Annotated in this window: 22 protein-coding genes and 1 pseudogene; 11 read left to right on the plus strand and 12 right to left on the minus strand. The window is 60.9% G+C overall.

Annotation, left to right across the window (positions count from 1 at the left end; translation table 11 throughout):
* Positions 1-577: 577 nt before the first annotated feature.
* Positions 578-823: a hypothetical protein gene (locus tag GD627_RS14695; RefSeq protein ID WP_152273155.1), complete on the plus strand. Its 246-nt coding sequence runs from the start codon at positions 578-580 to the stop codon at positions 821-823.
* A 33-nt stretch (positions 824-856) separates the two neighbouring features.
* Here the strand turns inward: GD627_RS14695 and GD627_RS14700 are convergent, their stop codons facing one another.
* The gene (locus GD627_RS14700) at positions 857-1,660 is read right to left on the minus strand and encodes a hypothetical protein (protein ID WP_152273156.1); all 804 of its coding nucleotides are present in this window, start codon (positions 1,658-1,660) and stop codon (positions 857-859) included.
* A 216-nt stretch (positions 1,661-1,876) separates the two neighbouring features.
* Between GD627_RS14700 and GD627_RS14705 the strand changes: the two genes are divergently transcribed.
* A complete protein-coding gene (locus tag GD627_RS14705; RefSeq protein ID WP_152273157.1) occupies positions 1,877-2,086 on the plus strand; it encodes a DUF4177 domain-containing protein in 210 nt (69 codons plus the stop codon).
* Between the two features lie 325 nt (positions 2,087-2,411).
* Here GD627_RS14705 and GD627_RS14710 read toward each other — a convergent pair whose 3' ends face one another.
* A complete protein-coding gene (locus tag GD627_RS14710; protein ID WP_152273158.1) occupies positions 2,412-4,595 on the minus strand; it encodes an acyltransferase family protein in 2,184 nt (727 codons plus the stop codon).
* Positions 4,596-4,853: 258 nt separating this feature from the next.
* Between GD627_RS14710 and GD627_RS14715 the strand changes: the two genes are divergently transcribed.
* A complete protein-coding gene (locus GD627_RS14715) occupies positions 4,854-5,111 on the plus strand; it encodes a hypothetical protein (protein WP_152273159.1) in 258 nt (85 codons plus the stop codon).
* Positions 5,112-5,135: 24 nt separating this feature from the next.
* Here GD627_RS14715 and GD627_RS14720 read toward each other — a convergent pair whose 3' ends face one another.
* The 4 genes and pseudogenes from GD627_RS14720 to GD627_RS14735 all read right to left on the minus strand — a co-directional run.
* A complete protein-coding gene (locus GD627_RS14720; RefSeq protein WP_152273160.1) occupies positions 5,136-5,903 on the minus strand; it encodes an SCO1664 family protein in 768 nt (255 codons plus the stop codon).
* Positions 5,903-6,463 carry a DUF3090 family protein gene (locus GD627_RS14725; protein ID WP_152273161.1) on the minus strand — a complete coding sequence of 187 codons (561 nt, stop codon included), beginning with the start codon at positions 6,461-6,463 and terminating at the stop codon, positions 5,903-5,905. Before GD627_RS14725 ends, GD627_RS14720 begins: the two co-directional genes overlap by 1 nt.
* A 9-nt stretch (positions 6,464-6,472) precedes the next feature.
* Positions 6,473-7,180, minus strand: a complete 708-nt coding sequence (locus tag GD627_RS14730; RefSeq protein ID WP_152273162.1) for a histidine phosphatase family protein — start codon at positions 7,178-7,180, stop codon at positions 6,473-6,475.
* A gap of 61 nt (positions 7,181-7,241) precedes the next feature.
* Positions 7,242-7,448 (minus strand): annotated as a pseudogene (locus tag GD627_RS14735) (helix-turn-helix domain-containing protein); the annotation flags it as partial.
* Here GD627_RS14735 and GD627_RS14740 point away from each other — a divergent pair.
* Together GD627_RS14740 and GD627_RS14745 are read left to right on the plus strand one after the other, a co-directional pair.
* Complete coding sequence (locus GD627_RS14740) at positions 7,429-7,974, plus strand: LysR substrate-binding domain-containing protein (protein WP_152273164.1); 546 nt, start codon at positions 7,429-7,431, stop codon at positions 7,972-7,974. The pseudogene GD627_RS14735 and the gene GD627_RS14740 overlap by 20 nt on opposite strands.
* 950 nt (positions 7,975-8,924) lie before the next feature.
* The gene (locus GD627_RS14745; protein ID WP_152273165.1) at positions 8,925-9,935 is read left to right on the plus strand and encodes a hypothetical protein; all 1,011 of its coding nucleotides are present in this window, start codon (positions 8,925-8,927) and stop codon (positions 9,933-9,935) included.
* Positions 9,936-10,484: 549 nt separating this feature from the next.
* Here GD627_RS14745 and GD627_RS14750 read toward each other — a convergent pair.
* Positions 10,485-11,558, minus strand: coding sequence for an alpha-hydroxy acid oxidase (locus GD627_RS14750; RefSeq protein WP_152273166.1), 1,074 nt, complete (start codon positions 11,556-11,558; stop codon positions 10,485-10,487).
* Positions 11,559-11,825: 267 nt separating this feature from the next.
* Between GD627_RS14750 and GD627_RS14755 the strand changes: the two genes are divergently transcribed.
* The gene (locus tag GD627_RS14755; protein ID WP_152273167.1) at positions 11,826-12,332 is read left to right on the plus strand and encodes a GrpB family protein; all 507 of its coding nucleotides are present in this window, start codon (positions 11,826-11,828) and stop codon (positions 12,330-12,332) included.
* Positions 12,333-12,370: 38 nt separating this feature from the next.
* Here the strand turns inward: GD627_RS14755 and GD627_RS14760 are convergent, their stop codons facing one another.
* Positions 12,371-12,766, minus strand: a complete 396-nt coding sequence (locus GD627_RS14760) for a VOC family protein (protein ID WP_152273168.1) — start codon at positions 12,764-12,766, stop codon at positions 12,371-12,373.
* Between the two features lie 225 nt (positions 12,767-12,991).
* On the opposite strand from GD627_RS14760, the gene GD627_RS14765 reads away from it, so the two are divergent.
* The 3 genes from GD627_RS14765 (at position 12,992) to GD627_RS14775 (ending at position 14,476) form a co-directional block, all read left to right on the plus strand.
* Positions 12,992-13,414 carry a nucleoside 2-deoxyribosyltransferase gene (locus tag GD627_RS14765; RefSeq protein ID WP_152273169.1) on the plus strand — a complete coding sequence of 141 codons (423 nt, stop codon included), beginning with the start codon at positions 12,992-12,994 and terminating at the stop codon, positions 13,412-13,414.
* Between the two features lie 81 nt (positions 13,415-13,495).
* Positions 13,496-14,071: a GrpB family protein gene (locus tag GD627_RS14770; RefSeq protein ID WP_152273170.1), complete on the plus strand. Its 576-nt coding sequence runs from the start codon at positions 13,496-13,498 to the stop codon at positions 14,069-14,071.
* A gap of 108 nt (positions 14,072-14,179) precedes the next feature.
* Entirely contained in the window at positions 14,180-14,476 is a 297-nt protein-coding gene (locus GD627_RS14775) for a hypothetical protein (RefSeq protein WP_152273171.1), read from the plus strand.
* On the opposite strand, the gene GD627_RS14780 is transcribed toward GD627_RS14775, so the two are convergent.
* The gene (locus tag GD627_RS14780) at positions 14,432-14,944 is read right to left on the minus strand and encodes a PaaI family thioesterase (protein WP_152273172.1); all 513 of its coding nucleotides are present in this window, start codon (positions 14,942-14,944) and stop codon (positions 14,432-14,434) included. The genes GD627_RS14775 and GD627_RS14780 overlap by 45 nt on opposite strands.
* Before the next feature lie 139 nt (positions 14,945-15,083).
* On the opposite strand from GD627_RS14780, the gene GD627_RS14785 reads away from it, so the two are divergent.
* Positions 15,084-15,704 carry an ArsR/SmtB family transcription factor gene (locus tag GD627_RS14785; RefSeq protein WP_152273173.1) on the plus strand — a complete coding sequence of 207 codons (621 nt, stop codon included), beginning with the start codon at positions 15,084-15,086 and terminating at the stop codon, positions 15,702-15,704.
* Positions 15,701-15,919 (plus strand): hypothetical protein, encoded by a 219-nt coding sequence (locus GD627_RS14790; RefSeq protein WP_152273174.1) that lies wholly within the window; start codon positions 15,701-15,703, stop codon positions 15,917-15,919. The genes GD627_RS14785 and GD627_RS14790 overlap by 4 nt, the downstream gene beginning before the upstream one ends.
* 17 nt (positions 15,920-15,936) lie before the next feature.
* Here GD627_RS14790 and GD627_RS14795 read toward each other — a convergent pair whose 3' ends face one another.
* From GD627_RS14795 to GD627_RS14805, 3 genes are all read right to left on the minus strand, one after another.
* The gene (locus GD627_RS14795) at positions 15,937-17,088 is read right to left on the minus strand and encodes an ABC transporter ATP-binding protein (protein ID WP_152273175.1); all 1,152 of its coding nucleotides are present in this window, start codon (positions 17,086-17,088) and stop codon (positions 15,937-15,939) included.
* A 32-nt stretch (positions 17,089-17,120) separates the two neighbouring features.
* Positions 17,121-18,779, minus strand: coding sequence for an ABC transporter permease (locus tag GD627_RS14800; protein ID WP_152273176.1), 1,659 nt, complete (start codon positions 18,777-18,779; stop codon positions 17,121-17,123).
* Positions 18,780-18,913: 134 nt separating this feature from the next.
* The gene (locus GD627_RS14805) at positions 18,914-19,972 is read right to left on the minus strand and encodes an ABC transporter substrate-binding protein (RefSeq protein ID WP_246165545.1); all 1,059 of its coding nucleotides are present in this window, start codon (positions 19,970-19,972) and stop codon (positions 18,914-18,916) included.
* Between the last annotated feature and the right edge of the window lie 149 nt (positions 19,973-20,121).

The following is a 20,121-nucleotide window of genomic DNA, read 5'->3' on the forward strand; positions in this document are numbered from 1 at the left end:
GCCTTATGCATAAAACATCGGTTTATATAAACAACTGGGAATTCTTCGCAATGAAGCCGTGATTTGTGTTTCCTTTGTTATGTTGTGTCCATGAAACGGTTCACGGCTACAGCATCTTTGCTAATCGCCACTCTATTGGTAAGCGGGTGTGTCCCGCTTTTTGGCTCTGGATATCAAGAGCTTGACGACAATACCCCCAGCGATGACGTACCCGATTCGTACTGGGAACCGGACCAAGATGAGATCCGCAGGCTGATGAATGACGTCCCTGAAGCCCCCGGATGGACTTGTCGGTACAGTGAAACGTTCAACTACGACTGGCATGACGACGTCGTTTGTAGCAACGGGATGGAATCACACCGCCCCTATCTTCTGGAGGGATACGATTTCGTCACCTATGACGACATCATGGCAGCGGCGGCCGACTACGAACTGTATCTGAACTCCCAGTAGGACGGATTTAGCAGCCGGTGTTTTGCCGTCACGCCAAGGTGACCCCGAATAACCGGCATGGCACGACGGCTCCACTTGGACGGTGGGATAGGCTGAGCCGGTTGTCATCTTCAGGGGGAAACTAATGAAGCGCCCGCACCCGGTCGCCGGAATGTTCGCCGCCACGCTGGTGCTGTGGCTTGTATCTGTCGGCTGCACACTATTTGCCGCGTTCACCGTTGGGATCGACCTGGGCGCCGGACTGGCGGGGCAGCAGTCGCTGCTGGCAGTCCTTGCCGCTGTTGCCGCCGTAGGAGCAGGCATCTTTGCCATATGGACTGGATGGCGGGCCTGCCGGGCTTTGGATTATCTGGTGCGCACCGCGAGGTGACCTGGGTGGGGAGCTTGGGTCCGGCACCGTAAACTACTTGATGCCGAAATCGAACCCGCCCTGCTGCTGGCCGAACCGCTCCCGTAGGAAGTCTCCGGTGCTGGTCAGGTCCCTGGATGTCTGGCGGTGGCGACTGGCGTGTAACGTTTCAGCCTGCCGGGAGAGTAGCTGCAGCTGCTCGACCAGTTCCTCGTTGGCGGTCCGCCCGTTCGCCTGCCGAGTGTCCACCATGCTCGGCGGGATGGCCAGGTAGCCCCGGACGACGGCCGGCAGGTACTCCCGCACTGTGGCTGTCAGCTCGTACTCAAATTGGGGGTCACCCAGCGGCTGGCGCGCTTCCGCATCGATGACCGCGTCCAGTGTGTGGCAGGTTTCCAAAATGCTGACATACCCGTCCGCAGGAAGACGGTTCTTGCTCTGTTTGGCCTGCGTGGTGACCCATGCCAATGACTGCGACAAGTGTTCCGTGGAGGGGGCCATCGGCTCCGCCACCGCAGACGGGTGCGTTGCAGACGGCCACGCTGTATTGGGCTGAGAAGTGACGTTCCGTCCCGTGCCCTTAGCCTTTCGACTGAGCCAAAGATCTCGAAGCATGTAGAACCGTACGGCTGATACAACGATGGAACCGAGACCAACAAAGGCGGACAAAGTGCTAAGCGAGCTCTCCGTGTCGATTGACAAAGCGGCTACGAAGAGGACGGAGTAAAGGACTCCCTCTGCGATTACTTTCCAGTTCTTTTTGACCATGCCGAGAATTGGCACGATGAAGGGCATAAAAATTAAAAAGGCGATAGCAAGGGTGACCTTGACGATGTTCGCAACGGTGTACCGGGACATCGTTATCCTCTCGAGCGATGGGGGCGGTCAGAACTGATGTTTCTGAGCCGGAAGACATTTGTGACCGCATGGTCCCTGTGGCTGGCCTAAGCGGAACTGCAGTTTAGCCGCCGAACTTGGAGACGGATGAAATAGTCCAACTCCAGCAGAATGATCACTTGCAGCATCGAGTATGGTTGCCCTCAATTAGCCATCCATTGGAAGGGTATAGCACAAATGCCGCACTACGTCGTTTTACAGGTGATCCTGAAAGAGAAACTGTTCGGGACCGGCTCGGGGAATCTGACCGCCGTGGAGAAAGCCATCAATGATCAAGCCGCGAAAGGCTACCGGCTTCACACCATCACTACAGCCAGTAGTGGCAGCAAGGGTCTTGGCGGTGGGGACCGTATCCAGGCGACCATGGTGTTCGAAAGCCTTCGTTGAAGGTCGGGCCGTAACGGAATCGATTGAAGCAGCGGGGCGTCTTTCCTGCGGCGCTTGTCAGCATGGTGCTTACCGAACGCAGGCGGCGCAGCCGTGATGCAGGCGAGTGACGCTGCCCTGACTCCCCGTGGCCTCCGGCCGCCGACGCGCCAAGTACGTCTGGGCTACGAGGCACTCGTGTCCGCGGCGTGGCCGTCGGGAGTGCCTTCGAGGTGCTGTCAAAGGCAGTCGTCGGATCCATCCGAGCCCAGGCTCACCACGCCGGCACGGAATTGTTCCACCACAGCGTCGAGATCGTCATAGACGACCAGCTCGCCGGCGGTGCTCAATCCTCCGCCGGCCCGAGTATGGCATCGGATAGGACGGGTGCCAGCTTCGTCGAAAATTCTGGTGTTATGTGTTGCGGGTCTGCGAATATCGGGGTGGTCCCGGAAAATGCAGGGCACGAGACTGAACCACAAAACCACGGTACGGTCGAAACGAAATGGGTACCCTCCACGCCCTCCGACGCAGTTTTCTCCGCGTTGACCGTGCTGACGTACCTATCCATGTCGTCAGCCGCAACCGCGCAGTCGCTCGGTTCACTCACTTTGGTGGCACACTCGAGCAGGTTTTTGCCGGTCGCGGCGACCGACATCAATACGATCTTCGCATCCGTGACGCCTCCAACTTTCGTTAGCGTTCGGGTTGTCGCTTCGGACCAGAGTGAAAGGGCTTCGTCTTTTTTGGGCGCTCCCACGAGACGGTCACGCGTATTGAGGGCACTGGATACGATCACCATGTCAGGCTTGATCTCGGCTATCTTCATCATGGACCACTGTTGGTGTGCGATGCATTCATCCGCAAAACCCGCCTTTTTATCGGACCGCTCAACGCGCAGCTCTATGGCAGGGCATTGCTCCTTGGTTAGCAACTGGATCTTCCAACCCTGTTTTCCCAGTGATTCGCGTAGCCCCGGCATCCAGCTGATGGCCACGGAATCACCGATGACGACTGCCGTTTTTGTAGCCGCGAGGTCCCCATAGATGCACTGGCTGACGTTTGCGTCGGTGACATTCATGCATTTATCGACCGTCCACTCGGGGACGAATGACAACTCATCCAGAGATGGCGCTAGTTCCGGCCAGGACGTTGACGCACTGGCCGCCTCTATCTCGGCGGATAGTCTGCCCGCCGCGGTGTCCGGTTGTGTTTCAGGAGCCGCACCATCCTGGTCGGAGATCGAAGCAGGTGCCCGTTGTACGGAAAGCGACTGTTCCGTCGCAGCTGTCCTCGTCATGGCGAGAATGACCACTAAAGCTGCCACTGTAACGAGAACACCCATGGCGGCCTGCTTGGACGACTGGTCAATGCGGACAGGCCGCTTCTTCCTTTGGGGACGGGTCGAGGGGTCCAGCCACGAGGATTTCCGGATGGGATCCTCTATAAAATGGTAGGAAGCAATTGATAAGGCGACCATTCCCAGTACCGCGACTATCGACGCGGTCAGATTCTCCTGCGGGACAACCGAACCCATCAGGATGATTACCGGGAAGTGCCATAGATACAGCGAGTACGAGATGTTGCCAATATAGTTGCTCACTCGGTTGGTCAGGGGATACAGGTAGGGCTGGTTCCCCTTTATGCCGGCGCCGATAACCAGCGCTGTAGACAATACGGGTACGGCGGCCCACGGTCCGGGGAATGACATTTCAGGAGTGACATATATTATGCTCCAGATGATGCCGGCGAGCCCCGCATAGCCCAAGGTGGTCCTCATTGTCACGCTAAGAGTTGGAAGGCTGTTGGCCGTCGCTGCGAGCAGCGCCCCGACTGCTAATTCCCAGGTCCGTGACGTTGTGGAAAAGTACGCGACCGTTGGCCGCGCTGCGGTTTCCCATAGGGAAAAAGTAAACGATGCCACAATAACAAGTCCGAAAACCCCGGCCAGGAGGCGGCGAGCAGCAGCCGTAGAAAGATGGAGTCTGGGCGCGAGTACACCCATCACGAGAACAATTAGCCATGGCCAGAAAACATAAAACTGTTCTTCAACAGCGAGGGACCAGAAATGCTGAAGCGGCGACACCGGTCCGCCAGCCTGCATGTAGTCCGTGCCGGCAGCAGCATAGTGCCAATTTGCACCAAAGATCAGAGCATATATGCCGTCCCATGTGATACTTTCGGCCCGCGTTCGTTGGAAAAGGAACCAGGATAGAACGATTGTCGTCATGATGACAATCAGTGCAGCGGGGATAATTCTCTTGATGCGGCGCCGATAGAACCCGCGGAAGGAGATTCGTGTGCTTCTTTCGTGTTCGCGCAATAACAGTCCAGTAATAAGGAATCCGGAAATCACGAAGAAGACGTCCACTCCAACGAATCCGCCGAACGGATAGCCAAGCAAATGATCGGAGATAACGGCAAGGACGGCGATTGTCCGTAGTCCCTGAATGTCCAAGCGTGCGGAGTTGGTGGATGGACGATGAACCCTTTGCGTCGGAGCAGGAAGGGCGACGTCAAGTACGGGCATTTAGTTGTTCCCCCATCGGCATAAGCGCGCGAAATTTTCACACAGTGTAGTGCTCGCGGGTGCAATCGGGTAGAGAGTCAGCCACTCTAATGAATCAGTACGTGGTTCGAGTAAAACGGCGAGATCGATGGCGAAGTCGGCGGCATCGAGCAGGGCTTTGAGACGGTAACGACTGGGGGTGCGGCGCTGATCCTCGCCGAAAACCCGTATAACGAGGTCGAGAATGAAGACCATCCAAGTGCGGATGCTGGTGAACCGATGTCTCCAACAGCATCTGTTGTGCCGGTATTCATTGGCAGCGGCGGACAGATTTACGACATATGGAACGACGACAACTCAGCCGCCGTAATGGAAGAGGACTGGATCGGACAGCCCGACATCATTGCCAAGACAGGGATTGAATCGACCGGCCGCTTCGCTATCCAGGTGCCAAGTGCTGCTATCTCAGGAGGCCAGTTCGCGATACGTAATGAGGTCAATGGAACGGTTCTCTACTTCGGGGAACCCATTAAGTAAATCAGCGTCTGGCCGTTGTTCTGCCTAAAACAGGGGCCAGGGGACGGCAGGCATGTCGCCGCTCGGCTCCGGGAACCGCGCCGTCGAGCGCAACCGGGCGCAGCGGGCGGCAAACGCCTCAATCTCCTCGGCGGTAAGCAGCTTCGCCAGTTGCTGGCCCAGCTCACCGTCCAGTCCTGAGAGCACCCGGTCAACACCCGCAACTTCCTCGGCGCTCAGCTCGTCACCGATCCAGCCCCACAGCACCGTCCGCAGCTTGTGCTCGCTGTGGAAGGTCAGCCCGTGGTCCACCCCGTACCGGTGCCCGCCGGGCATGGCCAGCACGTGGTCGCCCTTGCGGTCGGCATTGTTCACCAGGACATCGAACACCGCCATCCGCCGCAGCGCCGGAGTGTCCTCATGAATCAGGGAGACGATCCGCCCGGCGTCGTCCTGGCCCTGGAGGACTTCTTTCCAGCCGGTGGCCGGCACGTCCTCCTCCGGCACCAGGTCCACGGCGTTTTGTTCCGGGTCGGTCTCCTGCCAGAGCTGGACCATGCCCTCACCGAACCGTCCGTCCCGCAGCCAGGTGCGCGGCACGATGTTCCAGCCCAACACCTCCGACACCAGGTAGGCGGCAACCTCCCGGTGGGCCAGGCAGCCGTCGGGGAAATCCCAGAGCGGCTGCTCCCCGGCGATCGGTTTGTAGACCACGGCGGCGTCGCCGATGCTGCCCAGGAAGGTGGCGTTGGACGCCGTCGTGAGGCGGCCGGTGAGCGTCAGCTCGGCGGTGACCAGGTCGGGTTCCGGCATCAGGCCTCGGGGAAGGTGCAGGTGTGCCCGTCGGGGTCGATCGGCTGCCCGCAGATCACGCAGATCGGACGCCCGGCGCCCACTACTTCTCGGGTGCGCTTGGCGAAGGCCCGGGCCGTGCCGACCGGCATCCGCACCCGCAGCACCTCTTCGGCGTCGCCGGTCTCGTCGTCGTCATCCTCGAGGAAGCCGTCGTCGTCCTCATCCACCTCGCCGAGAGGGTAGGCCTCGATGACCACCTGCGCCGTCGTCGGATCCCAGCCCAGGCTCATCACGCCGGCACGGAACTGTTCCTCCACAGTGTCGAGATCGTCATTGTCCACAAGCTCCAGCGGAGTGCTTGCGGGAACGTGGAAGGGGTTGCCGTCGACGGTCATCAGCTGGTCGAGGATCTCGTCGATCTTCTCGGCAAGCTGGGCGGACTGCAGTTTCTCCAGGGCGATACTGACAATCTGCTTCCCGGTGCGTACCTGCAGATAGAAGGTGCGCTGGCCCGGGACGCCGACGGTGCCGACGACAACGCGGTCCGGCCAGTCGAAATCGTGAACAGTTGTAGGCATAGAACTACTCTAGGCTCCTTGGGCCGGAGGCGCCGTATGTCCGGCGCCGCCGCCCACCGGCGCATCCTCCGCAGCGGGAGCGGCCGCCAGCCAGGACAGGTCCCCGGCGTCGGTGTTGGTGGCGAACACGGTGGGCCGTCCCTTGCCGTAGTGCACGATCGACACGGAGGCCGGACCCACGTGGAGGCGCTGGAACAGGTCCAGGTGCATTCCGAGGGCGTCGGCGAGGACGGACTTGATAATGTCGCCGTGGCTCACCGCCGCCCAGACGGCACCGGGCCCGTGTTCGGCTTCAAACGCGGCGTCGTGGCGCCGGATCGCCGCCACCGAGCGGGCCTGCATCGCGGCCATGGACTCCCCGCCGGGGAAGGTGACGGCGGAGGGCTGGGACTGCACCGTCTTCCACAGCTCTTCCTTCGCCAGCTCCTCCAGCGTGCGGTTTTGCCAGGAGCCGTAATCGCACTCCGTCAGCCCAGCCTCGACCGGGGTATGCGGGGCGGCCTTCTGCCGGTCCAGAATGAATTGCGCGGTCTGCCGGCAGCGCTCGAGCGGACTGGAGACCACACCGACCAGGGGGACGACGGCGAGCCGGTCACCGGTGGCGGCGGCCTGGTCTCGGCCGGCCTGGTCGAGTTCGACGCCGGGGGTGCGGCCGGCCAGCAGCCCGGAGGCGTTGGCGGTGGTGCGGCCGTGCCGCACGAGGATTACTGTTGCCATGCCCCCAGCCTAGTCATGCGGCCGGAGCGGTGCGGACGGTGAGTGGGGCCGGCGTCGTACGTTAGCTGCCTGTGGGGCGTGTTCGTTGAACGATGCGGTACACCGTACTTCGAGCGACTTTGAAGAGTTCGGCGATCTCGGAGGTGGTATGTTCCCCTGCGTTGTATAGGGAGACCACGTGTGCTTCCTGCAGCTTCGAGAGTTTGGGCTGCTTACCGCGAAGCCTGCCCTTGGCTTTGGCAACCTGCATGTTCCAGCGCCGGTGGGCCGCTTCTTTCCCGCACAGTGACCTGCGCCTGATCAGGACCAACACATCCACTGCAGGACTGCTCGAAGGAACCAGTGACCTGGCGATTCTGCGCCGCATTCCCGCTACGACAGCCCTGGAACTGACTCCTATCGGCGAAGAGAAACGTTACTGCGCAATGGCCGTCACTGACCCGTTGGCACACAGGCGCAGCGTCACCCTTGCCCAGGTCGCGCCTCTGCCCCTGGCAGTGGACCAACGCACCGGCAGCACCCGGCTGGATCTCTGGCCTGAAGGGGAGCAACCAAAGCAAACGATTAGCACCGACGACGTGGACGATTGGCTCACCGTCATCAGCAGCGGCACAGCCCGCGGGATTACCGCTGAGTCAACCGCGCACCAATACCGCCGCCAAGGCCTCGTGTACCGGCCCGTCAGAGACGCACCACCCGTTCCCATCTACGCAGCGTGGATCAAGACAGACCCGCCCCACGCGCGGCAGGGGATTATCGCGCTCCTCAAAGGCCTGTACCGCGGATCCCTATAGATGGGATGGAATGTAGCAAATCGACTTCGGGGTCTCAACGGGCGGGAACAAGGCGGTCGCCCGAGCCAGCTCGGTTCGAGAATCTAATGGGTGATCCTTCAAAAGGGGCCTGAAGTTGTCCGTAACCTGTCGGCTTATGAGACTAGGCAATCGGCGACAAAGCGCTGCAAGAAAATGCTTGGTTACCGCTGCGACTCACAAATGGAGATTTTTGTGGTGGGTCGGATTGGAGAACGGAACTGGTTGGTCAAGCCACAAAGCGTTGCTCAAACCTTGCGGCTTGCCGCCGTAACTCACACGCAGCGCGTTGACCACTCCAGGCTATTTTGTGATCAATTTATATCCAACGTAGGAGTCAAGATGACCATACCCCTATTCGATAACCGAAGCTGCCGGGTGATAACTGCTGCCTTGGTATAGGGCTGCTCTAGCCACCAGAGGCTTCTACAGTGTCGAGGTGGGGGCTCCCTAACGAATGAAGCTCCTTAGGACGTAGACGGCCATGCACAGAATCACAGCTGTGGTGGTTCTGCTCAACGGCAATCAGTATGGTCCGCCATTTGATATTTTGAAGAAGTAACTAGTCTGAGTCCGATGGGGGACCAATGCGGTCGAAAACGAAAAACTACGTCGTAGCCGGAGTCATAACGTTTGCCATAGCCTTTTCAGCATCCGCGTGTGCGAGTGACGAACCTGCCGCGGAAACCGCGACGCCTAGCAGCTCGAGGCCAAGCAGCAGCGCGTCCGCAGCGACGTCAGCTACTGCGTTGCCGTCTCTCGGGAAACCTCTAGCATTCCTCGATCCCGCGGACTACACCAGCGGAGTTCTTCCTGCGCCCTGGTCCGGTGGAGCCGGCTGGCGCGCCGGGCTCCTCGGCGAAGGATCAGAAATCACCAGCACTCTTGCCGCCTACACCGCCAAGGTACCTGATGGTGACCAAACTTTGGCTGTGACTAACGGAGACGGGGATATTGTCTACCAATCTCCGTCTCTGGGCCTTGACCCCGAGCAGAGCGTTAAGCCTTCTCTCTACCGCGTATTGCAGAACGGTAAGGAGTTCTTCGTCTTCTATCAGATCGGCGTCCCACTTGAGGCAGCTTCCGCTCAGGAAGCTGGCAAACCTGTCGCGCAGCTCATCGTCGTGGATTCCTCAGGTCGTGCAACTCCTGTTGAGGAAGACGTGACCCGGTACCGACCGGTCCCGGCTGATGACGTTGACAGTGCAGTGTCCTTCACCGCCACCGATGGCGGCCTGGCCATGCACGAAAACCCAAAGGTGAACGCACAGGACACCAACTACGTTCGGGTGCTGAATCCCGAGACCGCCACACTGGAGCCTATCCCCGAGCTCCAGGGGCAGACCTGGCTGACCAGGATCGATGGAGTCGACATCTTCCGTTCACCGAATTCCGGTGATCCTGAGGTTGGTGCGACGATCGGAACACGCGAATGGTCCACGCCGTTCGCCGACCGACCGACGGACGGTTCTGTCTTCTTCGGTCCGACGTTCATGACCGTACAAAAACCCGACGACACCTGTGAGTCCTTTGACCTGCACACAGGGCAGACGCTCACATTCCAGGGCGCCCTCAATGGTTGTGCCTTCCCAGGAGGTAACCTCCACAGCTATGACAGTGCGAGCAGCCCCAACGGGCAACTCGTCCTCATGCGATGGAACGACAGTCAGAACGTTGAGTCACGATGGATCGTTAATCTCACAACAGGAGAACAACAGCAGATCGACCCGGCTTTCGATTTCCATCCCTCGGTCATATCCAATGCCGGCGATGTCTACGGAACAAGCTCAGACGGCCGGACCGGGCACCTGAAGTTCCCAGACCACATGGAACCGCAGTTCGACGACGTACCTCACGATCTGCCATCCGGGATCACAGATGACGGGCTCGCCCTGTTCAAGGACGAATTCCTCCCAGCCTTCTTCGGTGTGCCCCTGAAGTGAGGCCGGAGAGCAACAGCGAACCGGCCATTCCTCAAAAAGATCCGAGCGCGATTTCACGTAGTGGAAAATGAAAATGCTGCGGACCGCCTTTACATGGTGATGCAGGCAATCGGCTTCGGAAATAGGGGGAAGCAGGAACAGCCACATTTGGGCTGCCCGTTGGATCAGGCCGGTGCGGCTGGTCAGTGTGGTTGAGACGTGTTGTACTCCGATGAAGACCCCACATAGCAGGCAAAGGTTCTCGACGTTGATGCCGGCACCAGCTCGCACGCGGCGGCCGCCCGGCCAAGTAATGCGTCAAACGTTCGTATGGCATCCGGGTAGGGCTGGTCACGCGGTTCGCCCAGGAGGACTCCTTCATGGTGAGCCTGTAAGCAGCCCGCACAAAAGGTTCTTCAGCGATGCTGTGAGTAAGCGTCCGCAAAAGTGTCAGGTGGTTTGGCTCTTCGCTACGCTGTCCGGGCGGCAAATGTCAGCGTCAGAAGAAAGGTCATGGGCAGCGGTTGGCACTTGACGGCACTGGGCCGGGCAGAATCTCGCGGAATCTCCTCAGCAGGTGGCTTGGGGACGCCAGAGCATGTCAGAGGTGATGTCTCGGATCGTGTTGGCACCGATAGCGGCCATGGTCAGGCGCAGTTCCTCGGTGAAGCGTTCGAGCACGGCCGCCGCGCCGTCTTCGCCTCCGGTGGCTAGTCCCCACATCACCGGCCTCCCTACAAAAACCGCCCGGGCGCCCATGGCCAGGGCAGCAGCGACGTGGTCCCCGGTCCGGATACCGCTGTCAACATACACCTCGCAGTCGTTTCCCACGGCCTGAACCACTTCGGGCAAAGCCTGCATGGAAGTGACTGATTTGCCCAGACGCCGACCCCCGTGGGTAGACACCAAGACGCCGGCGGCCCCCGCGTCTACGGCCCTCCGGGCGTCGTCACCGCGCAGAATACCTTTAACTATGACCTCAATTCCCGATCGTTCACGTAGTTCGCCGATAATGTCGAGTGTCAGATCCTCCGCTCCCCGGGTTGCATCCTCCGAAAGTCCAGACAGGTCCTCTTCGAGCAGGTTGGCAAGCCTCCGTTTTCCCGGCGTCTCAGGCCACAGCTGAGGGTCAATAACCAACTCACTCGACGCGAGCCGTGTCGTGTCTACCGTAAGAACCAGTGCCTTCGCCTCGGCGGCAGCAGCTCGCTCGACCAGGGCACTGGACAAACCCCTGTCTTTCATGACATAAACCTGAAACCACCACGGCGCACCTTCTGCGGCGATCTGGGAGAACGGTACTGAGGTATTGGTTGAAACTCCCAGCAGTGATCCTGCGCGGCGGACGGCACGTGCCGTGGCGATTTCCGCCAGCGGCGTGGCTGCGTTCTGGTGGGCCATCGGGGCTGCCAAAACAGGTGTCCGTAGCTGAGTTCCCAAGATGGACGTTCTTGTTAGTCCCTCAGATGTGTTGGTGAATGCCTTCGGACGGAATCGAACAGCGTCCCAGTGCGCGGCGGCATCCTGCACGGACTCCCCGCCCCCGGCTGTGCCAGCGAAATAGCCATACACATAATCCGGAAGCTCCGCTTTTGCCTTCATCTCCAATTCATCTGCGTATGACTGTGCCGCCTCCCTTTGCATCCTGCTCCTCAACCTAATCGGTCCATCAAGTAATCTCGCTAATTTGCGTCATCCTATGGGAACGCGAGCTCTGCAGGTCGTCATTTCCTTGGATGATTCGGCTCTGGAGAGCAGCGAGAGGTGTTCGTTGAACGATCGACCTGCGGGCGGCACAGCATGCAGGGGTTGTGCTGTACCTCGACCTATAAAAGGGATCCGCTAAGCACTGGGTGAAGCTTGTTCTACAGCACCCGCAGCAGCCAGGAGGGCCTATGCAAAGATAACTCCATGACACCCGATCAGCCTGTTTTCCTCGTTCCGAGCCGCTACTCCGAATGGACGGGAATGGCGGCTGAAATGATGGACAAGATCCGTCAACAGGTCCCCGGTGTCCATCTGGAGCACATTGGTTCCACTGCCGTGCCTGATCTTCCCGCCAAGGATGTTGTGGACATCCTTGCTGGTGTCGAAGCAGATAGAGTCAGCAGCGTTTCACAGCATCTCGCCACGATCGGGTTCGATCTTGAAGGTGAACGCGATCATCATTGTTGGCTTAGTCATCCTTCCAGATCATCCCGTACCTACATCCTTCATGTAGTGGAATACGAAAGCCTGCCGTGGCGCAGGCGCATTAGCTTTCGTGATCTACTCAGGTCCGACGAAAGCGCCCGTGCTGAATACCTTCGTACCAAGATCCGCTCCGCAAAAGCAGCAAGAAACTGGGATGACTACACGCAGTCCAAGACCTCTATTGTTTCCAACTTGCTGTCTGGTAGTGCCTCCGAAAAAAACTAAATACTCAATCGACACAGGTGTCCCAGAAAGGCTGGGCTTCAACTCCAGGAACGTGTGGACAGGACAACGACATAGCCGTCGGGATCGATGATCGTGACCCCATGCTCGTCCCAGTACGGATTACGTGCGCTCACCCGTCGTCCGCCTGCATTCTGAATGCTCTCCAGAAGATCTTCCTCAACCGGACCTTCAAGATATAAAACAAGAAGGTCCTCCTCGCTCGGTGCGGGCACAATCTGCCGGTCCAGAACTAACTCGAGGTGCCAGTTCCCGCCCGGCCAGCCGATAAAAGCTATCTCTTCCAGCGTGCCGGTTTCGCCAGGCTTCCGCCCTTCCAGGGTCATGCCGAATCCTTCTACCCAGAAGCGTATTGCGGCATCCATATCCCTGGTCGGGCGGGCAATTCTTATGTGGGCGGCCGAGAGGGAAGTCATATATGCAGGCTACCAAGTGACATGATGCAGTTCGGGCGGACCTGGGCACCCTCCGCCGATCCCTTAGAAAAGCGGGGGTAGCAAGGCCTTACTGCTGCACTTACCGTCGGGTTGCGTCCGGCGTCGCGGCTTGAGGAAGTGTTAGCCCGGCGACCGATGGAACCAAATGAGTCATGCTGAGGAATTGACCGGAATAACCGCAGTTCCCATCAGGAGGAAGCAGCTTTGAAAAGGTTCTATGTTGGGTCGAGCTTCAAAAATATCGCCAACGTCCGGTACGTCGCGCAGACTCTGGAAAGCAAGGGCTACGTCAACGCGTACGACTGGACCCAGAACGCCTCGGCACGCGATGCGGGCACAGCAGCCCTCGAGGATCTGCGCTCTATCGGGCAGCAGGAGAGAGACGCAGTGATGCGGGCCGACGTCGTCGTTATCCTGCTTCCAGGCGGGAAGGGCACGCATGTTGAGCTTGGCATCGCCATAGCTCAGGGCAGAAGAACAATCCTGCATTCGGCGGACCAGGACATCAACAACCCGGCGACCACCAGCACGTTCTACCACCTGCCCGAGGTGGAGAAGTGCCACGGAACTCTGGATGACCTCCTGGCTATGATCGTCGGCCGCGACGTGCCCGCCGCCTCGGCCTGACTCGATCCTGCCGCAGCGAGGGGCCGGCTTGCAGGGCGCAGAGTTTCGTCGGCAGTTGGCCTGCTCTGCAAAGATACATACGTGAAAAGGAACCGGAAGCCGCGCCGTCCAGACGTCACATCAGTCGAGATCGTCGGTGGTCCTGAGAAGCTCTCGCTTGGGCTCTGCAGCCACGACGATAAATGGGCGGACACTTATCTCGATCACCGACGGCGGATTAGTGAGGCTCTGGGAGGTGAGGACATTGAGATCGAACATATCGGTTCCACCTCTGTGCCGGGATTGGCAGCCAAGCCAATCATCGACATCGTGGTCGCAGTGGAGGACATCACGGCCGAGGAAGACTACCTCGACCCGCTTCTGGCAGCCGGGTACGAACTGCGGGTCCGGGAACCGCGGCACCGGCTAGTACGCACGCCGGAGCGCGACGTCCACGTTCATTTATATGAACGAGATGATCCTGCAATCGCTGAGTACCTCCTTCTTCGCGATCATTTGCGCCGCAATGTCGACGACCGTGTCCTCTACGAAAGGACCAAGAGGGCCTTGCTCGATAAGGCGTGGGACGACATGAATGACTACGCCGATGCCAAGGCCGAAGTCATTGTGGCGATCAAGGCGCGCGCAAGGCAGTCTGCAGGCCTTGACGCTATGTGAGCGGCACAGACCGGGCGTGCTGCGGTAGCGAGCCCCAAGCCAAGTGTTGATGCTGCCGCAGGCCTCGCGCATACTCGGGGCTACGGCAGGAATGAACCTAGGAGTGACATGTCCCGTGGAGCAGCGAAGACCGCACTGAGGCGTGGCACAAGGTTTGGTGTCGCAGCGGCGGTCCTGCTCGTTCTGGGGCCGTTCATCAACAGGAACTTCGGCGTAGCGGACAGCCTGAGTTCGATGCCGCTTTCCGCAGTCTGGGAAACGGCGCCGGTTGCGGTGCTGGTAACGGCGGCCTATCTGGTCCTGCTGCTGACATCGGTGCTGCTTTGCGCCGTCCTCGTCACCGTCTCCCTCACCACCCGCTCAACGTCCCGATGGCTCGGGACCCACCACCAGGCAGGTGCTTGACGCGGTAGCGAGAACCCGGCCGGCGGCGTCGCGCAGGTCCGCTTCGACAAACGCCGCGTTGCGCCCCGCCTTGGTCACCCATCCGTGGGCGGTGACCGTGCCCGTGTCCGCGGTGGCGGGCCGAAGGAAGGACACCTTGAGCTCGAGGCTGGTGTAGCCGGCACCCGCCGGCAGTGTCGAGTGCACGGCACAGCCGCAGGCGGAGTCCAGGACGGTGGCGAAAAAACCGCCGTGGACGGACCCGATCGGGTTGTAATGCGATTCGTCGGGCTCCGCCGTCATCACGACGTCGCCCTCACTCACGCTGACGATGCGCAGCCCCACATGGCTGCTGATCGGCGGGCCGGGAACCTCGCCGGCGGCCAGTGCCTGCAGGTGCTCGAGTCCGGTCCGCGAGAATATGCGTGCGACGTCCCGTTCTGCAGGGGAGTATTCAAGCGTTTTCGAACGCATTTCGGAAGCGGTCATCGGGGCTCCTTCAGGGCTGGTGAGTGCTGGGATTCCTACACACAGTAATGCAGGCCACTCAGGGGCGTGTGGTTGTCCAATGGGCCCGACATGCAAAGAACTGTTTGCAAATAAACCTTTGCACTGTCATGCTGGGTCCATGACCGCAGATCCCAGCCCCGCACAGCAGCCGACCCACGCCGGAGACCGCGTCCTCGACGGTCCCGTCCTCAAGGCCCTCGCCCACCCGCTCCGGGTGCAGCTGCTGGACATCTTGTCCCAGTACGGGCCCCAGACAGCGAGCAGCATGGGAAAACGGGTGGGGGAATCGAGCGGAGCCACCAGCTACCACCTTCGGCAACTGGCCCGGCACGGCCTGGTCCGCGAAATCGAGAACCGGGGCTCGGGGCGCGAGCGGTGGTGGGAACGACCGCACGGCTCCCTGATCCTCAGTACCTCCACGCCGGAACAAGACCCGGCCGTCCGGGAGGCGGCCCGCCAGGTCAACCGGCACTTCGTCCAGGGGCGTGCGGAGGCCCTGGCCGCGTTTACGGCGAGCAACCCGTCCGAGCTGCCGGCAGAGTGGGCGGACGCCGCCATGCTCAGCACGCTCAACGCCCAGTTCACCGCGGACCAGCTCAAGGCGTTCACCGGCGAGATGGAAGCGATCCTGCGCGAAAAGCTCGAGGCCTACCGGAGCGAGCCCGGAACCCCCGGAGCCCGCCCCGTCCAACTGCACTTCAACGCCTTTCCCCTCATCGACTTCCAGGAGCAGCCATGAGTTCTGCCAGCCTCGTGTACTACCCGTCCGCCCCCGCCGCCGTCCACGCAGGATTCACGTCCCGCGCCCTGATCCGCCTCGGCACGGCCTTCATCGCCGCCGGCTCCAGGCTCGCCCAGCCCGAAGGACCGGAAGTGGCCCTCTTCAGGGAGCATCTGGAGCGCCGGACCGATGCACGGGCCATCGCGCACAGCGGCCTCCACCTGATGTTGTAGGACAGCGCCCCGGGGCCTTAGTCCTCAGCCGGAAGAAGCCAGGCACGATCCTGTTCGAAGGACACCTGCACGAAGGTCCCGGCCTGCAGAATGTCCCCCGGCGCGGGGTCGTAGCTGACCGCGGTGACGTTTCCAGCCATCGTCTCGATCTCGTACTCGACCCACGCGCCGTAGAAAACGGACTTGAGCACACGTCCCTGGTTGCCGGAGACCTCCACGGCTTCCGGGGCCGCTGACAGGAGGACGGATTCCGGCCGCACCATCAGGCAGACGTGGCTGTTGGCCTGGAGGGCATCGTGGGCAGGTACGGCATACGAGGCCCCGAGGGCATGCACGGAAGCCCGTGTGCCCTCGGCGCCTGGAATGAGTTCGCCAATCGAGGTGTCAATGAAGTTTGCCCGGCCAATGAAGTCGGCTACAAAGACCGACGCCGGCTGGCGGTACACCACCTCGGGCGTCGCCACCTGTTCGATCCGGCCCTGGCGCATCACAACAATGCGGTCGGACAGGCTCATGGCCTCGTCCTGATCGTGTGTGACGTACACGCTGGTGATCCCGAGTTTGTGCTGCAGGGCCCGGATTTCGGTGCGCATCTGGACACGGAGCTTTGCATCGAGGTTGGACAGTGGCTCGTCGAAGAGCAGCACCTTCGGCTTCATTACCATCGCGCGTGCCAGGGCCACACGCTGCTGCTGGCCGCCGGAGAGCTGGTTCGGCGCCCGGTCCGCAAGCTTGGTGAGACTCATGGAGGTCAGGGCGAAATTTACCTCTTCCTCAACGCGTTTCTTGGGGAACTTCTGCAGTCTTAAGCCGTAGGCGACGTTGTCGAACACGCTCATGTGCGGAAAGAGGGCATAGGACTGGAACACCATCGCCATCGGGCGCTTGTCCGGGGTGAGTTCCAGCATATCTTCGCCGTCGAGGGTCAGTTTTCCGGCAGACGGGGTCTCGAACCCGGCGATCATGCGCAGGGTGGTGGTTTTGCCGCACCCGGACGGGCCAAGGAGGGTGAGGAATTCACCCGGGAGGATATCGAGGTTGATGCCTGCGACGGCGGGTTCAGCGCTGGCCCCGCCGGGGTACTGCTTGACGAGGTTATCCAGGTGCAGGCTCCCGGACGGGAGTTCTGTACCGATGGTCTTGCTGGTGGTGCTGAGGGCTGTTGCCATGGTGTTCTCCAGGGTTATGCGGGAAGCGGAGGTCAATTGAGCCGCGTCGGTGCGCTGCGGTCGCGGATGAGGAGGTTCATCAAACCGATCACTCCGAGCACGATGGCGATGAGGATAGTGCAGTACGCGAAAGCGTTGCCGAAGCGGCCGGAGTCAACTTCGGAGAGGATCTGGGACGTCATGATCTTTGTCTGCGGGGTGGTGATGAAGATGATGGGGGACAACGTGGTCATCGCACGGGCAAAGGCGTAGGTCAGGCCGGAGAGCAGTGCAGGACGGATCAGCGGAAGCGTGATGCTCCTGAAGGTCCTGAGTCCGGAGGCCCCCAGCGATGTGGATGCCTCGTCGATGGCTGGATCGATCTGCTGCAGGGCAGCGATGCCGGAACGCTGCCCGGAGGGCATGGACCGGATGACATAAACCATCACAATGGCCAGGGCGCCGCCGAAGATCGCACCGCCTCCTGCCAGGGCCGGCAGGAGTTGGATGTTGCCGATGATGAACGGCTTGTTGAACGCCAGTGCGTAGCCGATGCCAAGGACGGTGCCCGGGACGGCGAGCCCCAGCATGCCCAGGAAATCCAGAGCGCCACGGCCGCGGCGCACCTTTCGGACCACCAGCCAGGCGAGGACCATGCCCAGGACGCCGGCAACCGGGGTGGCGATCAGGGCAAGGATCGTCGTCGTGAACATGGCGTCCGAGCCGATACCGGAGAACACGTATTTGTAATTGGCGAGCGTGAAGGTGTTGTTCACTCCCAGAATGGCGGTGAAGGCGCCCACGAAAACGGTGACGTAAATGGCGAGGATCAGTACGGCGATACTCAGGACGACGGTGAGCAGTGGAATCCGGGCGAGGGGGGAACGAAGCAGCGTGACGTGGCCGGAGGGCTTGCCGGTGACGGAGACCACGCTGCGCCGCTCCGCCCAGTACCGCTGGACCAGGAAAACGAGTAGCCCGGGAAGCAGCAGAATCAGGGAGTATGCGGCGCCGCTGGCCACGTCATACTCACCCGTTATGGCGATGTAGGCACGGGAGGACAGGACGGTGAAGTCGCCCCCGATGACCAACGGGTTGGCCAAGTCAGCAATTGCCTCGACAAAGAGCAGCAGGAAGCAGCTCGCGAAACCCGGGATGAGCATGGGAATGGTGACGCTGCGGAAGATCTTCCACCGGTTGGCGCCCAGGCTGGAGGCCGCCTCATCCATTGCCGGGTCCAGGCTGCGCAGCATCCCGAGCAGGTTCATATAGGCCACGGGGAAGAAGGACAGGGAGAGGACCAAGGTCAATCCGGTCAGCCCGTAGATGTTGTAGTCCAGGCCGAGCATTTTGTTGGTCACCAGGCCGCTCCGCCCGAACAGGGTGATCACCGCCGTCGCCACCGCGAACGGCGGAGAAACGATAGGCAGCAGGGCAATCAGGTGCAGGAGCTTTTTCCCGCGGAAGTCGAGCCGGGCCTGTGCATAGGCGAAGGCAAAACCGATTGCCGTCCCGACAGCCCCCACAAGGATCCCGAGGACGACGGTGTTGAGCAGGACGGTCCGGTTGGCCGATGACGTGAAGACGTTCCGCAACGTTTCCATACCGTCGGCGCCGAAGGCCTGGGTCAGGATGCGGATCAGCGGATAGCCGATCAGGAGGGCCAGGATCAGGACGATGGCAGCGATAACGGCCTTGGTGACCGTGTCCATCCTGGCTCCCCCCTGACGGGATCCTTTCCGGGGCGGTGCAGCCGTTGGGAGGGCAGCAGGGGGGAGCGTATCAAGGCTCACGGGGGAACTCCTAGCAGGGATGAAGGAACAGCGGCATACGGATGGGAGCGCGGTTACTCGCGTGGCTGTGCGGCGATTTCCTCGTCAAAACGAGTGGTGAGGCCCTTTTTGGCCTCTGCAGCCGCAACGAAGTCGTAGTCAACGAGATTCGTGGATGCCAGGTCAATCATGCGATCGTCCTGCACAGACTCGGGGTTGGTCAGGACCTGGTAGGAGCCCACCGTCGGGCCGATATTCTGGGCCTCCGGAGTCAGCGACCAGTCCACGTAGGCCTGCGCGGCGGCCAGGTTCTTGCTGCCCTTCACAATGCCGACACCGCCAACCTCGTAGCCGGTGCCCTCCTTGGGCAAGGACACCACCAGGTCCGTCATGCCCGCTTCCTTGTACTTCACGCAGTCATGGGTGAAGACCAGTCCGACGGCGACCTCGCCGCGTCCTGCGGCCTGGCCCGGGGCGGTGCCGCTCTTGGAATACTGCAACACATTGTTGTGGAGGCCGCGCATGTATTCGAAGGCGGCGTCTTCATCACCGTTTGCCAGAGTGGCCTGCGTCCACAGCGTGGTGAAGGCGGTGCCTGACGTGGACGGGTGCGCGGTGGAGACCTGCCCCTTGAGCTTGGGATCCAGAAGGTCTTCCCAGGAGTCCGGCACGTCAACGCCGAGGGCATCCAGCTTTGCCTGGTTCGAGCAGAACCCCAGGGCGCCGACGTACACGCCCGTCCAGTAGTTCTCGGAGTCGCGGTACTTTTCCGGAATGTCATCCGCGTTGGGCGACTCATACTGCTCAAGCAGTCCGGCGGCACTGGCTGTTCCGTAGCCGTCGACCGGACCGCCGTGCCAGATATCGAATTCGGGGGAGTCTTTCGCGGACTCAAGGCGGGCCACGGTCTCGCCCGAGGACAAACGGACAAAATTGGTCTGGACACCGGTCTTCTCGGTGAACGCCGACGTCATCGCCTGGCACCAGTCCTCCATGGCGCCGCAGGCGACGGTGAGGCTGCCGCTGAGCTCGCCGTCGGACGATGCCTGCTCGGCATCGTCGACCACGCAGCCCGAAAGGCCTAGCGAGGCGGAACCGAGAATGGCCATTGTGAGCGCTACTTTGCGCTTCATGGGCATGCCTTTCGTATTGGGGGAGCATCATTGCGGCCCCGTCGATTACCCGAGTCCCGGGTGGAGAGTGCTCTTCAAGGTATCGACGATCCCGCCCACTGCGGGCATGCCCATGGTCACGTTCGGTCACAACATCGTGACTTTGGGGC

Origin of the sequence: Arthrobacter yangruifuii (assembly GCF_009192775.1) — a bacterium.
Lineage (GTDB): Bacteria > Actinomycetota > Actinomycetes > Actinomycetales > Micrococcaceae > Arthrobacter_B > Arthrobacter_B yangruifuii.